At 60.9% G+C, this 13,468-nt stretch carries 11 protein-coding genes and 1 riboswitch; of the genes, 5 read left to right on the top strand and 6 right to left on the bottom strand.

The features are described 5' to 3' along the window. Positions 1–7: 7 nt before the first annotated feature. Positions 8–1,414: an adenosylmethionine--8-amino-7-oxononanoate transaminase gene (locus IF199_RS28040; protein WP_102619711.1), complete on the bottom strand. Its 1,407-nt coding sequence runs from the start codon at positions 1,412–1,414 to the stop codon at positions 8–10. Positions 1,415–1,637: 223 nt separating this feature from the next. Between IF199_RS28040 and IF199_RS28035 the strand changes: the two genes are divergently transcribed. The 3 genes from IF199_RS28035 (at position 1,638) to IF199_RS28025 (ending at position 4,848) form a co-directional block, all read left to right on the top strand. Next, positions 1,638–3,422 carry a flavin monoamine oxidase family protein gene (locus IF199_RS28035; RefSeq protein ID WP_192559196.1) on the top strand — a complete coding sequence of 595 codons (1,785 nt, stop codon included), beginning with the start codon at positions 1,638–1,640 and terminating at the stop codon, positions 3,420–3,422. Positions 3,423–3,671: 249 nt separating this feature from the next. Then, on the top strand, positions 3,672–4,223 hold the full coding sequence (locus IF199_RS28030) for a cytochrome b (RefSeq protein WP_096817655.1): 552 nt from the start codon (positions 3,672–3,674) through the stop codon (positions 4,221–4,223). 31 nt (positions 4,224–4,254) lie between these two features. Beyond that, a complete protein-coding gene (locus IF199_RS28025; protein ID WP_096817658.1) occupies positions 4,255–4,848 on the top strand; it encodes a YceI family protein in 594 nt (197 codons plus the stop codon). Between the two features lie 69 nt (positions 4,849–4,917). Here the strand turns inward: IF199_RS28025 and rhlE2 are convergent, their stop codons facing one another. The 4 genes from rhlE2 to ahcY all read right to left on the bottom strand — a co-directional run bounded on the left by rhlE2 (position 4,918) and on the right by ahcY (position 10,450). Next, a complete protein-coding gene (gene rhlE2, locus IF199_RS28020; protein ID WP_096817662.1) occupies positions 4,918–6,798 on the bottom strand; it encodes an RNA helicase RhlE2 in 1,881 nt (626 codons plus the stop codon). A 222-nt stretch (positions 6,799–7,020) separates the two neighbouring features. Beyond that, the gene (locus tag IF199_RS28015; RefSeq protein ID WP_192559195.1) at positions 7,021–7,833 is read right to left on the bottom strand and encodes a substrate-binding periplasmic protein; all 813 of its coding nucleotides are present in this window, start codon (positions 7,831–7,833) and stop codon (positions 7,021–7,023) included. 168 nt (positions 7,834–8,001) lie between these two features. Then, entirely contained in the window at positions 8,002–8,847 is an 846-nt protein-coding gene (gene metF, locus IF199_RS28010; protein ID WP_007959683.1) for a methylenetetrahydrofolate reductase [NAD(P)H], read from the bottom strand. 193 nt (positions 8,848–9,040) lie between these two features. Further along, positions 9,041–10,450 (bottom strand): adenosylhomocysteinase, encoded by a 1,410-nt coding sequence (gene ahcY / locus IF199_RS28005; protein WP_127800358.1) that lies wholly within the window; start codon positions 10,448–10,450, stop codon positions 9,041–9,043. Positions 10,451–10,472: 22 nt separating this feature from the next. Further along, positions 10,473–10,571: riboswitch (S-adenosyl-L-homocysteine riboswitch) on the bottom strand. 197 nt (positions 10,572–10,768) lie between these two features. Here ahcY and IF199_RS28000 point away from each other — a divergent pair. Further along, a complete protein-coding gene (locus IF199_RS28000; RefSeq protein WP_007959686.1) occupies positions 10,769–11,176 on the top strand; it encodes an acyl-CoA thioesterase in 408 nt (135 codons plus the stop codon). A 73-nt stretch (positions 11,177–11,249) separates the two neighbouring features. After that, positions 11,250–12,137 (top strand): formate/nitrite transporter family protein, encoded by an 888-nt coding sequence (locus tag IF199_RS27995; protein ID WP_192559194.1) that lies wholly within the window; start codon positions 11,250–11,252, stop codon positions 12,135–12,137. Here IF199_RS27995 and IF199_RS27990 read toward each other — a convergent pair whose 3' ends face one another. After that, positions 12,138–13,403 carry a cation:proton antiporter gene (locus IF199_RS27990; RefSeq protein ID WP_096817683.1) on the bottom strand — a complete coding sequence of 422 codons (1,266 nt, stop codon included), beginning with the start codon at positions 13,401–13,403 and terminating at the stop codon, positions 12,138–12,140. Positions 13,404–13,468: the final 65 nt, after the last annotated feature.

The following is a 13,468-nucleotide window of genomic DNA, read 5'->3' as shown; positions in this document are numbered from 1 at the left end:
GTGACGCTTAGCCCGGATCGCGGAAACCGGGATGGAAATCCTTCGGCACCGCCACGCTGACGCTGTCGCGGGTGGCGATGTCGATGCCTTCGCTGGCGACTTCGGCGAGGAAGTCGATCTGCTCCGGGGTGATCACGTACGGCGGCAGGAAATACACCACGCTGCCCAGCGGACGCAGCAACGCGCCACGCTCCAGCGCATGCTGGAACACCTTCAGGCCGCGACGTTCCTGCCACGGATAGGCTTCTTTCGTGGCCTTGTCCTTGACCATCTCGATGGCCAGCACCATGCCGGTCTGGCGTACTTCGGAAACGTTCGGGTGATCCACCAGATGCGCCGTGGCCGACGCCATGCGCTGTGACAACGCCCGGTTGTTCTCGATCACGTTGTCCTGTTCGAAGATATCCAGAGTCGCCAGTGCCGCTGCACAGGCCAGCGGGTTGCCGGTGTAGCTGTGCGAATGCAGGAAGGCGCGCAGGGTCGGGTAATCGTCGTAGAACGCGCTGTACACCTCGTCGGTGGTCAAGCACGCCGCCAATGGCAGATAACCGCCGGTCAGGGCTTTCGACAGGCACAGGAAGTCCGGGCGGATGCCGGCCTGTTCGCAGGCGAACATCGTTCCGGTACGGCCGAAGCCGACAGCGATTTCATCGTGGATCAGGTGCACACCGTAACGGTCGCAGGCCTCGCGCAGCAGCTTGAGATAGACCGGGTGATACATGCGCATGCCGCCGGCGCCCTGGATCAGCGGCTCGACGATCACCGCAGCGACGCTGTCATGATTTTCCGCCAGGGTCTGTTCCATGGCCGCGAACATGTTGCGCGAATGCTCTTCCCAGCTCATGCCCTGGGGGCGCAGGTAGCAATCGGGGCTCGGCACCTTGATGGTGTCCATCAGCAGCGCTTTGTAGGTTTCGGTGAACAGCGGCACGTCGCCGACCGCCATCGCCGCCATGGTTTCGCCGTGGTAGCTGTTGGTCAGGGTGACGAAGCGCTTCTTGTTCGACTGGCCGCGGTTGAGCCAGTAGTGAAAGCTCATTTTCAGCGCGACTTCGATGCAGGACGAACCGTTATCGGCGTAGAACACCCGGTTCAGGCCCTCTGGCGTCATTTTCACCAGACGCTCGGACAGCTCGATCACCGGCTGATGGCTGAAACCGGCCAGAATCACGTGTTCCAGTTGATCGACCTGATCCTTGATGCGCTGGTTGATGCGCGGGTTGGCGTGACCAAACACGTTGACCCACCAGGAACTGACGGCATCCAGATAACGCTTGCCTTCGAAATCTTCCAGCCAGACGCCTTCACCGCGCTTGATCGGGATCAGCGGCAGCTGTTCGTGGTCTTTCATCTGGGTGCAGGGATGCCACAACACCGCGAGATCGCGTTGCATCCACTGGTTGTTCAGTCCCATGTTCAGTCTCCTCGAGGCGGCTCGCGTCAGGCGCGGGCAAACAATCGCGCAAGCCTATGCAATGCGTCGCGTCGGGACAACCCATTGTGTCGATTGAGCTACTTTGTATGGGCCGATAGACGTTGCTGGCGGCGTTTTGATGGCTGACGTATTCTTCGCGGTTCTTTGGGTCGTCTGACCCGCAAAACTGCTTTTTCCTACGTGTTTTTCCGGAGTTCGCTGAATGTCTGTCGGTTGGCTGCGCGCCTGTGCGCTTGTGGTGTTGGGGCTGTTTAGCGTTACGGCGCTGGCCAAGGATAAAACCGCGATCGTGATCGGCGGCGGCCTGTCGGGCCTGACTGCGGCTTACGAACTGCAGAACAAGGGCTGGCAGGTGACGCTGCTGGAAGCCAAGCCGAGCCTGGGCGGTCGCTCGGGCATGGCCACCAGCGAGTGGATCGGCAACGACAAGGCTCAGCCGGTGCTGAACAAATACGTGTCGACCTTCAAGCTGAGCACCACGCCGGCCCCTGAATTCGTGCGGACCCCGGGTTACCTGATCGACGGCGAGTATTTCTCCGCCGCCGACCTGGCCACCAAGCAACCGGCCACCGCCCAGGCGCTGAAAGCCTACGAGAAGACCCGCGACGATCTGGCGCGTTCGATCGACGATCCGCAGAACCCGGCCGCGACCAACACCCTGCACGCCCTGGACCAGATCAACGTGTCGAGCTGGCTCGACAAGCAGAACCTGCCAGCCACCGCGCGTCAGCTGATCAACCAGGATATCCGCACCCACTACGACGAACCTTCGCGCCTGTCGCTGCTGTATTTCGCGCAGCAGAGCCGGGTTTATCGCGGCGTGTCCGACCGTGACCTGCGCGCTTCGCGTCTGGTCGGTGGCAGCCCGGTGCTGGCCCAGGCCTTCGTCAAGCAGCTGAAAACCATCAAGACCGATTCGCCGGTATCCGCCATCACCCAGGACAAGGACGGCGTGACCGTCAAGGTCGGCAGCGTTGGCTATTCGGCGGATTACGTCGTATTGGCCGTGCCACTGCGCGCGCTTAACAAGATCCAGCTGACCCCGGCGCTGGACGCCCAGCACCTGGCGGCGATCAAGGGCACCAACTACGGCTGGCGCGACCAGATCATGCTGAAATTCAAGACGCCAGTGTGGGAAAGCAAGGCGCGGATGTCCGGCGAGATCTACAGCAACACCGGTCTGGGCATGTTGTGGATCGAGCCGGCCCTGAAGGGCGGCGCGAACGTGGTGATCAACCTGTCCGGCGACAACGCCCGTGTGATGCAGGCCTTCGGCGACAAGCAGATGGTCGATCAGGTGCTGATCCGTCTGCACACGTTTTATCCACAGGCCCGTGGCTCGTTCACCGGTTATGAAATCCGTCGCTACAGCACCGACCCGTCGACTGGCGGCTCCTACCTGGCCTTCGGTCCTGGCCAGATCAGCAAATTCTGGCGCCTGTGGGAACGTCCGCTGCAACGCGTAGCGTTTGCCGGCGAACACACCGACACCTTGTACCCGGGCACCCTGGAAGGCGCACTGCGCACCGGTCAGCGTGCGGCCAGTCAGGTTGAAGACCTGGCGGCGGGCAAATCCTTCGAACCGATCAAGGTCGGCCCGGCAGCGGCCACCGCAGCAGCGGCGGCAGGCGCAGCGGGTGCGGCCACGGCGGCGAAGAAAGGCAACTTCTTCACCAACCTGTTCGGCGGTTCGGACGACGACAAGAAACCGGAGCCAGTAAAAGCGCCAGAGCCGGCACCTGCTCCAGCCGCTCCAGCGCCTGCACCGACCCCGGCTCCTGCGCCAGCTCCGGTGGAAGCACCGAAGCCAGCAGCCCCGGCGAAAGCCGAGCCAGCCAAGAAAGCGGCAGCCAAGCCAGCAGCGAAGAAACCTGCGGCGAAGACCGAGGCGAAAAAGGCCCCGGCCAAACCTGCAGCGAAAAAGGCTGAGCCGGCGAAGAAGCCAGCGGCCAAGCCTGCAGCAGCGACCGATACCAAAGCGCAGTAAGGCTTTGCGGTGAATAAAAAAGCGCGGCTTTCATGCCGCGCTTTTTTATTGCCTGTCAGTCGGTCCGGTGAGTGGAAATCTGCGAGCCGCCAACTAACATCCCGCCACACTTTTCACCTTTAATCTTTCCTTAACTCCCCTGTTCAAGACTCTTGATCGTATTTCTCGATATTTCAAAGCGAAATTTTCCGCTTTAATTCGATAGATAACTCGCTAGTCTTGGTTCGCAGTTCTCACAGGATTTGGGCAATGCAGCTACGTAACTCTTCTTCGCGCTACGGTTGGGTCAGCATTTTCATGCACTGGGGCGTGGCGCTGGCAGTCTTCGGATTGTTCGCACTCGGTCTGTGGATGGTGGGGCTGGATTACTACAGCACCTGGCGCAAAGACGCGCCGGATCTGCACAAGAGCATCGGTCTGGTGCTGCTGGCTGTGATGGTGTTGCGGGTGCTGTGGCGTTTTGTCAGCCCTCCGCCGCCAACGCTGCAGAGCTACAGCCGCATGACCCGCATCGGCGCAAAGTTCGGCCACGGGTTTCTGTACCTTGCGCTGTTCGCCGTGATGCTTGCCGGTTACCTGATTTCCACCGCAGACGGTGTCGGGATTCCGGTGTTTGGCCTGTTTGAAGTTCCTGCACTGGTTTCCGGACTACCGGATCAGGCAGATACCGCCGGTGTGATTCATTTGTACCTGGCGTGGGCGCTGGTAATTTTTTCCGGCCTCCATGCGTTGGCAGCATTGAAGCACCACTTTATCGATCGTGATGCGACCCTTACCCGAATGCTCGGTCGCAAAGCCTGACGTTCAACCTCGACTCAAAGGAAAAGAAAGCATGTTGAAAAAGACTCTGGCCGCTCTGGCAATCGGTTCTGCCGTGCTGTCCGCCAACGTAATGGCCGCTGACTACACCGTCGACAAAGAAGGTCAGCACGCCTTCGTCGACTTCAAGATCAGCCACCTGGGCTACAGCTTCATCACCGGTACCTTCAAGGACATCAGCGGCAAGTTCAGCTTCGATGCTGCCAAGCCTGAAGACAGCAAGATCGAGTTCGACGTGAAGACCGCCAGCGTGTTCACCAACCACGCCGAGCGCGACAAGCACATCGCCAGCAAAGACTTCCTGGACGTGGGCAAATTTGCTGACGCCAAGTTCGTCTCCACCAGCGTCAAATCCACCGGCAAGAACGCCGCAGGCAAAGACACTGCTGACGTGACCGGCGACCTGACCCTGCACGGCGTGACCAAGCCGATCGTGGTCAAGGCCACGTTCCTGGGTGAAGGCAAGGATCCATGGGGCGGCTACCGTGCCGGCTTCGAAGGTACCACCAGCATCAAGCGCTCTGATTTCGGCAAGATGATGGATCTGGGTCCACAGTCCGACAACGTCGACCTGTACATCTCGTTCGAAGGTGTCAAAGCGAAGTAATTTTCGCCAGACATACAAAAACGCCCCCGGTCTTGCGACCGGGGGCGTTTTTTATTGCCTTGTTGAAACTCAGCGATTGCGAGTCAGCAAGGCCGGTTTTTCACCACGTGGACGGCTTGGCAGTTGATCGAGCTGTTCCGGAGTCGGGAAGCGGTCGGCTTTCGATTCCTTGTGCATGATCTTCGGGCCGCTGCTGCGCGGGTTCTGCACGGCCGGCTCGGCACGTTGCTGATCGTCACGGGCCGGGCGGCGGTTGCGCGGGTTTTCGTCGCGACGACCCTGGCCGTCACGCGGCGCACCGTTACGCGGGCCGCTGCGTTTGGCCGGTGGGGTGCCGGTGCTCGAACCGTTGCTGTTGCGCGGACCGTTCTGGCGACCTTGTGGCTGGCCACCGGTGCGCGGCGCGCCCGAACCTGCGCCTTGCGCCGGAGCGCCTGGACGACGACCACGGCCGCCGGCCGGAGCCTGCTTCGGCACGTAGTCAACGCGGTTACCGAAGTTATCCACATCGTCGTCGAGGAATTCGTCCGGAGCACGGTCAGCGGCTGCGCGTGGCGGTTGGCTCGGCTGACGCTGTTCGCGGGCCGGGGTGCCTTCGCGCGGCTTCTGTTGACGGGCTGGACGCTCGCCACGCTCACCGCGTTCGCCGGCCGGTTTTTCCTTGCCCTTGTCTTTGCCTTTGTCTTTACGACCGCCACCACCACCGCCGCCATTCGGGCCGTCGCCGCGTGGGCCACGGGCATTGCGCGGGTTGCGCATGTCCGGACGCTCGCGCACTTCAGGCTTCTCGGCCTCGATGGTGCTGGCATCGAAGCCCATCAGGTCGCCGTCGGCGATTTTCTGCTTGGTCATGCGTTCGATGCTTTTCAGCAGTTTTTCTTCGTCCGGCGCGACCAGCGAGATCGCCTCGCCCGAACGACCGGCACGGCCGGTACGGCCGATGCGGTGCACGTAGTCTTCATCGACGTTCGGCAGTTCGAAGTTGACCACGTGCGGCAACTGGTCGATGTCCAGGCCACGGGCGGCGATATCGGTCGCTACCAGAATGCGCACTTCACCGGCCTTGAAGTCGGCCAGAGCTTTGGTGCGGGCGTTCTGGCTCTTGTTACCGTGGATCGCCACAGCCGGCAGGCCGTGTTTGTCCAGGTACTCGGCCAGACGGTTGGCGCCGTGCTTGGTACGGGTGAACACCAGCACCTGTTCCCAGGCGCCAGCGGTGATCAGGTGAGCCAGCAGCGCACGCTTGTGGCTGGCCGGCAGACGGAATACGCGTTGTTCGATGCGCTCGACCGTGGTGTTCGGCGGCGTCACTTCGATGCGTTCCGGGTTGTGCAGCAGCTTGCCGGCGAGATCAGTGATGTCTTTGGAGAAGGTCGCCGAGAACAGCAGGTTCTGGCGTTTGGCCGGCAGGCGCGCGAGGACTTTCTTCACGTCATGGACGAAGCCCATGTCGAGCATGCGGTCGGCTTCGTCCAGCACGAGGATTTCAACGTGGGACAGATCGACGCTGCCCTGGCCGCACAGGTCGAGCAGACGACCCGGGCAGGCAACCAGTACGTCCACACCACGGGACATGGCCTGAACCTGCGGGTTCATGCCGACGCCGCCGAAGATGCAGGCGCTGACGAATTTCAGGTCACGGGCGTAGATCTTGAAGCTGTCGTGAACCTGGGCCGCGAGTTCGCGGGTCGGGGTCAGCACCAGGACGCGCGGTTGGCGCGGGCCGTGACGCTGGGATTTGTCCGGGTGACCGTTAGGGAACAGCCGCTCCAGGATCGGAAGGGCGAAGCCGCCGGTTTTACCGGTACCTGTCTGTGCCGCAACCATCAGGTCGCGACCTTGCAACACGGCGGGAATGGCCCGCTGTTGCACCGGAGTAGGCTCGGTATAGCCCGCGTCTTCGATAGCGCGGACCAAAGCCTCGGAGAGACCGAGGGAAGCAAAGGACATGAGTAATCCTGTTTTAGTTAGGGCTTGGCCCAATGGGAGTCTTGCCTGGCGCGAATGGCGTTTAAGAGGACGCAATCCCGTCCGGTCCTGCTGCGGTTCCGAAGGCACGTCCGGAGCGCTCGCGCGGGCTGAAAAGCTGCGCTGTAGCGGGTCGGGAGGCCTGTTACGGTTCCGGGCGTCCGGGCGTGAGCCTGGCGGGAACGCCGGAGTATAACAGAGCAATCACTGCGCGCCGCTTTCCTGCTGCTCAACGGTTTTGCCGCTGGCGGTGGCGCTGCCCAGTGGCGCGGTCATGGCCGGGGTCGCGCCGTAGCGTGCGCTGAGCTCGGCATAGGCCGGTTCACGCTTGAAACGCTTGAGTTCGGCGCCGAAGCGCTGCACCAGCAAATCCATCCCTGCATTGCGTCGCACGGCCAGGAACTGGCTCTGACGACTGATGACAGTGGGGTTTTCGGTGATCTGGTTGCGGATATTCAGTTCATCGAGTAAGTGTTGGCCCACGCGTCGGTCGGTGATCAGCAGGTCGATCCGCCCGCGCACCAGTTTGCCGAAGTTGGCTTCGTGGGTCGGGGCCGGTTCCCGGGTGAACAGGGTCGACTCGCTGAAGTCCGGGCTGTACAGATAACCCGGCGAGGTGCCGATGGTCAGGCCCTTGAGGTCTTCAAGGCTGCGAAAGGGATGCGGTCGTTCGTTGGCGTAGAACATCACGAATTCGACGTCCGACAGCGGTTCGCTCGGGTAGAGCAGGGTGGCGTCGCGTTCGGCGCTGTGAAAAATGTCCAGTGCGCCGTCGGCCTGGCCGGTTTCGAGCATCGACAGGCAGCGTTTCCACGGCAGGAACTGCCATTCGACTTCGATGCCCAGGCGTTTGAACACGATGGCGGTGGTTTCATAGTCCAGCCCGAGGTTCTTGCCGTTCTCTTCGTAAACGTACGGGGCCCACGGTTCGGTGACGATACGCAGCTTCTCGCCCCGAGCTGCAAAGCTCAGGCAAGCAAAAACCAGCACGGCGAATAACTGCGTGATCAAAGACATGACTTGAGATTACGACGAGAAACGCCAAAGAGCCAGAAACTGGCAGCAGAAGCTCTGTTTCGGGCCTTAAAAGCAAAAGATCGCAGTTGCGACAGCGCTATAAAAGCTGTCGAAAGTTGCGATCTTTTGTTGTGGCATGAAGCGTTCAGCTTGCGGCGTACAGCGGTCTCAGCGTGGCAACTTCAGGTTGTTCCAGATCGCCAGGCTAGGTTCGGCCTGGTTCATGGAATAGAAGTGCAGACCAGGTGCGCCGCCCTGCAGCAGGCGTTCGCACATTTCGGTGACGACCTGTTCGCCGAAGCGCTGAATGCTTTGGCTGTCATCGCCATAGGCTTCCAGTTGCTTGCGGATCCAGCGCGGGATTTCCGCACCGCAGGCATCGGAGAAACGCGCGAGCTTGCTGTAGTTGGTGATCGGCATGATCCCCGGCACGACTGGAATGTCTACGCCCAGCGCCTGCAAACGGTCGACAAAGTAGAAGTAGCTGTCGGCGTTGAAGAAGTACTGGGTGATCGCGCTGTCGGCGCCAGCGCGAGCCTTGCGTACGAAGTTGGCGAGATCGTCTTCGTAGTTGCGCGCTTGCGGATGCATCTCCGGGTAGGCGGCGACTTCGATGTGGAAATGATTGCCGGTTTCTTCACGAATGAATTCAACCAGTTCATTGGCGTGACGCAGCTCGCCGCTGGTCATGCCCATGCCGGACGGCAGGTCACCACGCAGGGCGACGATGCGCTTGATGCCGGCAGCCTTGTACTCGTTCAGCAGGCCGCGCAGGTCGTCCTTGCTGTCGCCGACGCACGACAGGTGCGGGGCAGCGGGGATTTTGACTTCGCTTTCCAGCTGCAACACGGTGTTCAGCGTGCGGTCACGGGTCGAACCGCCCGCGCCGTAGGTGCAGGAAAAGAAGTCAGGGTTGTAGGTGGCCAGCTGACGGGCAGTGGCGAGCAGTTTTTCATGCCCAGCATCGGTCTTGGTCGGGAAGAACTCGAAGCTGTAGCGACGGTCTTGGGACATGGAGGGGACCTCCAGCTACAAGCTGCAAGCTTCAAGCTGCAAGAGCAGCGGAGGTGCGCTGGTCTCTTGTGCCTGAAGCTTGCGGCCTGACACTGTTTTGACAAATAGGGGCAGAGCTTTCGGGCTTCGCGCGGCAAGCTCGGCTTGTGGCCTTGCTTGCCGCTTGAAGCTTGAAGCTCGCAGCTGCTCTTACTTAGTAGCGGTAAGCGTGCGGCTTGAACGGGCCTTCGACGGTCACGCCGATGTAGTCAGCCTGTTGCTTGGTCAGTTGGGTGACCACGCCGCCGAAGCCGCGAACCATTTCCAGGGCCACTTCTTCGTCGAGTTTCTTCGGCAGTACTTCAACGGTCAGGCGCTCGGCTTTCTGGGCTGGCGACAGGTCGGCGTACTTCTGGCCGAACAGGAAGATCTGGGCCAGAACCTGGTTGGCGAACGAACCGTCCATGATGCGGCTCGGGTGACCGGTGGCGTTGCCCAGGTTCACCAGACGGCCTTCGGCCAGCAGGATCAGGTAGTCGTCGTTCTGAGCGTCGAAAGCGCCCGGGCCGGTACGGTGAATCTTGTGTACCTGTGGCTTCACTTCTTCCCATGCCCAGTTCTTGCGCATGAAAGCGGTGTCGATTTCGTTGTCGAAGTGACCGATGTTGCAGACAACAGCGCGCTTCTTCAGGGCTTTGAGCATGTTTGCGTCGCAAACGTTGACGTTACCGGTGGTGGTCACGATCAGGTCGATCTTGCCCAGCAGCGCTTTGTCGATGCTGGCTTCGGTGCCGTCGTTGATACCGTCGATGAACGGCGAAACCAGTTCGAAACCGTCCATGCAGGCTTGCATGGCGCAGATCGGGTCGACTTCGGACACTTTAACGATCATGCCTTCCTGACGCAGGGACTGGGCCGAGCCCTTGCCCACGTCACCGTAGCCGATGACCAGCGCTTGCTTGCCGGACAGCAAGTGGTCGGTGCCGCGCTTGATGGCGTCATTCAGGCTGTGACGGCAGCCGTACTTGTTGTCGTTCTTGGACTTGGTCACCGAGTCGTTGACGTTGATGGCCGGGATGCGCAGTTCGCCCTTGGCCAGCATGTCCAGCAGACGGTGTACGCCGGTGGTGGTTTCTTCGGTCACGCCGTGAACGCGGTCCAGAACCTGTGGGTACTTGTCGTGCAGCAGCTGAGTCAGGTCGCCGCCATCGTCGAGGATCATGTTGGCGTCCCATGGCTGGCCATCTTTCAGGATGGTCTGCTCCAGGCACCACTCGTACTCTTCTTCAGTCTCGCCTTTCCAGGCGAAAACCGGGATGCCGGCAGCGGCGATGGAAGCAGCGGCCTGATCCTGAGTCGAGAAGATGTTGCAGGACGACCAGCGCACTTCGGCACCCAGGGCAACCAGGGTTTCGATCAGCACGGCGGTCTGAATGGTCATGTGGATGCAGCCGAGGATTTTTGCGCCTTTCAGCGGCTGCTCGGAAGCGTACTTGCGGCGCAGACCCATCAGGGCCGGCATTTCCGACTCGGCGATGATGGTTTCGCGACGGCCCCAGGCAGCCAGGGACATGTCGGCAACTTTGTAATCGTTAAAATCTGCAGGCGTGATAACAGCGCTCATGAGAGCCTCCATTCGTAATGTATGCGAATGGGCGCCGTTGTGCGTTTAGTGTCCGGCCTGAGCCAGTCAACGCCCCATCCGAGCCTGACAGGTTGAACCTGCTGCAGCGCCCCTCGGACAGGTGGCGGGAAAACGGTATCAAGTGAACGTTACCGTTTTGAAACGGGGGCGATTATAGCCGTCTAGACTGATCTTCCAAAGGGTTTCTGTCGGCCAAATGAAGATCGCCAATCGCGACCATAGTAGAAGCCTCATGGAGCATGACCGATCAGTCTGCCAAGATGGCGCCCATCTTTCGGCAAACGCTCAGGAGTGAACATGAATTTCCACACCCGCAAATGGGTAAAACCCGAAGACCTCAACCCCAACGGCACCCTGTTCGGCGGCAGCCTGCTGCGCTGGATCGACGAAGAAGCGGCGATCTACGCCATCGTTCAACTGGGCAACCAGCGCGTGGTGACCAAGTACATTTCCGAGATCAACTTCGTCAGCGCCTCGCGCCAGGGCGACATCATCGAACTGGGCATCACCGCCACCGAGTTCGGCCGCACCTCGATCACCCTGACCTGTGAAGTGCGCAACAAGATCACCCGCAAGAGCATCCTGACCGTCGAGAAGATGGTCTTCGTCAACCTCGGTGAAGACGGTCTGCCGGCGCCGCACGGGCGGACCGAGATCAAATACGTCAAAGACCAGTTCAAGGATGAAACGCCCGTTACCGAGTAATCGGCGCGGCCTGTAGAACGGAAGCCGATTGGCGCGTGTCGTAGCTTTATGACCCCGCCACCGGTTTCCCGCCATGACCACGCCAACAGACGGCAAGACCCCCGACCTCTCGGCCAAGGAACAGCACGAAGTCGAGAAAAACCAGCCGCCCCGCGCGGCGGTCCTGCATGAAATCATCCGTAAACAGGGCGACCAGGAACTGGAGCGCAGCATTGCCGCGCTGTGGTGGTCGGCGTTGGCGGCGGGGCTGACCATGGGCCTGTCGCTGATGGGCATGGGCCTGCTCAATTCCCGGTTGCCCGAGGGTGACGAATTCAAGGTGATCGCCAGTTTTGGCTACTGCGCAGGTTTTCTCGCGGTGATCCTCGCCCGCCAGCAGTTGTTCACCGAAAACACCCTGACCGCTGTGCTGCCGGTCATGACCAAACCGACGATCCGAAACTTCGGCCGACTGATCCGACTCTGGACAGTGGTGCTGTTCGGCAACCTGTGCGGCACGATTCTGGTGGCTTACGTGATGCTCGAACTGCCGATCTTCGACAGCAAGACCGACGCCGCCTTCCTCGAAATCGGCCGCAAGGTCATGGAAAACCACGCCAGCCAGATGTTCGCCAAGGGCATTGTTTCCGGCTGGATGATCGCCACCATGGTCTGGATGATCCCGTCCATGGAAAGCGCGAAGATGTGGATCATCATCCTCATCACCTACCTGATGGCGCTGGGCGACTTCACCCACATCGTGGTGGGCTCGGCGGAAGTGTCGTATCTGGTGTTTGCCGGCGAGTTGCCGTGGAGTGATTTCTGGGCGGTATTTGCCGGACCGACATTGGCGGGGAATATCATCGGCGGCAGTTTCATCTTCGCCCTGATCAGCCATGCGCAGATCCGCAGCGAAAGTGGAAAACCGAAGGAGTCTGCGGACCAGGCCGAAAAGCCCGATCCGCAGCCGATCAAGAAATGATCAGTGGTGAGCGGGCTCGGCAGCCGTTACCGGCTCGTCGCGAGTCGCGTGCTTGACCAGTTTGCCGATGGTCAGGCCCTGCAACAGAATCGACGACAGCACCACGATGTAGGTGATGCTCAGCAGCAGATCGCGTTCCGGGCCAAGCGGCAGGGCCAGCGCCAAGGCCACCGAAACACCGCCGCGCAAACCGCCCCAGGTCAGGATCCGGATGGTGCCGCGCGGCACTGTGCGCCAGCGGCGCAACAGGACAATGGCCGGGGCCACGGTGAGCAGGCGCGACAGCAGAATTGCCAGTGCCAGCAGGCTCGCCGCCGCCACGTGCAGCCAGTTGAACGGCAGCAGCAACAGCTCCATGCCGATCAGCGCGAACAGCAGGGCGTTGAGCATGTCGTCGAGCAACTCCCAGAAACCGTCCAGGTATTTGCGCGTCATGTCGTTCATCGCCAGATTGCGACCGAGGTTGCCGATGATCAGACCGGCGACCACCATCGCAATCGGCGCCGAGACGTGCAGCTCGGTGGCCATCGCCGAACCGCCGATCACCAGTGCCAGGGTCAGCATGACTTCGATCTGGTGCTGCTCGATGCTTTTGATCATCAGGTACACCAGATAACCGATCAGCCCGCCGAACAGCACGCCACCGACGGCTTCATGGACGAACAGCATGGCCGTGGCGCCGACGGTCGGAGTTTCGCCCAGTTGCGCGATGCCCAGCAGCACGGTGAACACCACCACGGCGGTGCCGTCGTTGAACAGGGATTCGCCGACGATGGTGGTCTTCAACGGTTTCGAGGCATTGGCGGTACGCAACACGCCGAGCACCGCGATCGGGTCGGTCGGGGAAATCAGTGCGCCGAACAACAGGCAGTAGAGGAAGCTCACGTGCCAGCCGAACAGGGCAAAAATGTAGTAGGCGAGGCTGCCGATCACGGCGGTGGCGATCAGTACACCGAACGTCGCCAGCAGGCCGATGGGCCAGCGGTAGCTGCGCAGGTCGTTCAGGTTGACGTGCAAGGCGCCGGCGAACAGCAGGAACGACAGCATCCAGTTCATCAGCAGATCACCGAAGTCGATCTGGCCGATCAGTTGCTGTACGCGCTCTTCGAGGCCGGGGTAACCGAGCAGGCTCAGGCCTTGCAGCAACAGGGAAAACATCAGTGCGGTAACCATCACGCCGATGGTCGGAGGCAAACCGATGAAGCGGAAATTCACAAAAGTGAGGAGGGTGGTGAGGCAGATGAAAGCGGCGACGAGTTCAAGCATCCGGGGTCCTTTGGATGGGGGTGAAAAGACAGCGCGCCCGTTCGTGGACGCAAGGGTTGGATGGG

Source organism: Pseudomonas allokribbensis, from assembly GCF_014863605.1.
GTDB lineage: Bacteria > Pseudomonadota > Gammaproteobacteria > Pseudomonadales > Pseudomonadaceae > Aquipseudomonas > Aquipseudomonas allokribbensis.
This window is presented reverse-complemented; position numbering and strand designations above follow the sequence as displayed.

Excerpts from the sequence above, each read along its gene's own strand:
- rhlE2 (WP_096817662.1), bottom strand. The coding sequence starts at position 6,798 with ATGTCCTTTGCTTCCCTCGGTCTCTCCGAGGCTTTGGTCCGCGCTATC.
- IF199_RS28040 (WP_102619711.1), bottom strand. The coding sequence starts at position 1,414 with ATGGGACTGAACAACCAGTGGATGCAACGCGATCTCGCGGTGTTGTGG.
- IF199_RS27995 (WP_192559194.1), top strand. The coding sequence starts at position 11,250 with ATGACCACGCCAACAGACGGCAAGACCCCCGACCTCTCGGCCAAGGAA.
- metF (WP_007959683.1), bottom strand. The coding sequence starts at position 8,847 with ATGTCCCAAGACCGTCGCTACAGCTTCGAGTTCTTCCCGACCAAGACC.
- IF199_RS28035 (WP_192559196.1), top strand. The coding sequence starts at position 1,638 with ATGTCTGTCGGTTGGCTGCGCGCCTGTGCGCTTGTGGTGTTGGGGCTG.
- IF199_RS28025 (WP_096817658.1), top strand. The coding sequence starts at position 4,255 with ATGTTGAAAAAGACTCTGGCCGCTCTGGCAATCGGTTCTGCCGTGCTG.
- IF199_RS28000 (WP_007959686.1), top strand. The coding sequence starts at position 10,769 with ATGAATTTCCACACCCGCAAATGGGTAAAACCCGAAGACCTCAACCCC.
- IF199_RS27990 (WP_096817683.1), bottom strand. The coding sequence starts at position 13,403 with ATGCTTGAACTCGTCGCCGCTTTCATCTGCCTCACCACCCTCCTCACT.
- IF199_RS28030 (WP_096817655.1), top strand. The coding sequence starts at position 3,672 with ATGCAGCTACGTAACTCTTCTTCGCGCTACGGTTGGGTCAGCATTTTC.
- ahcY (WP_127800358.1), bottom strand. The coding sequence starts at position 10,450 with ATGAGCGCTGTTATCACGCCTGCAGATTTTAACGATTACAAAGTTGCC.
- IF199_RS28015 (WP_192559195.1), bottom strand. The coding sequence starts at position 7,833 with ATGTCTTTGATCACGCAGTTATTCGCCGTGCTGGTTTTTGCTTGCCTG.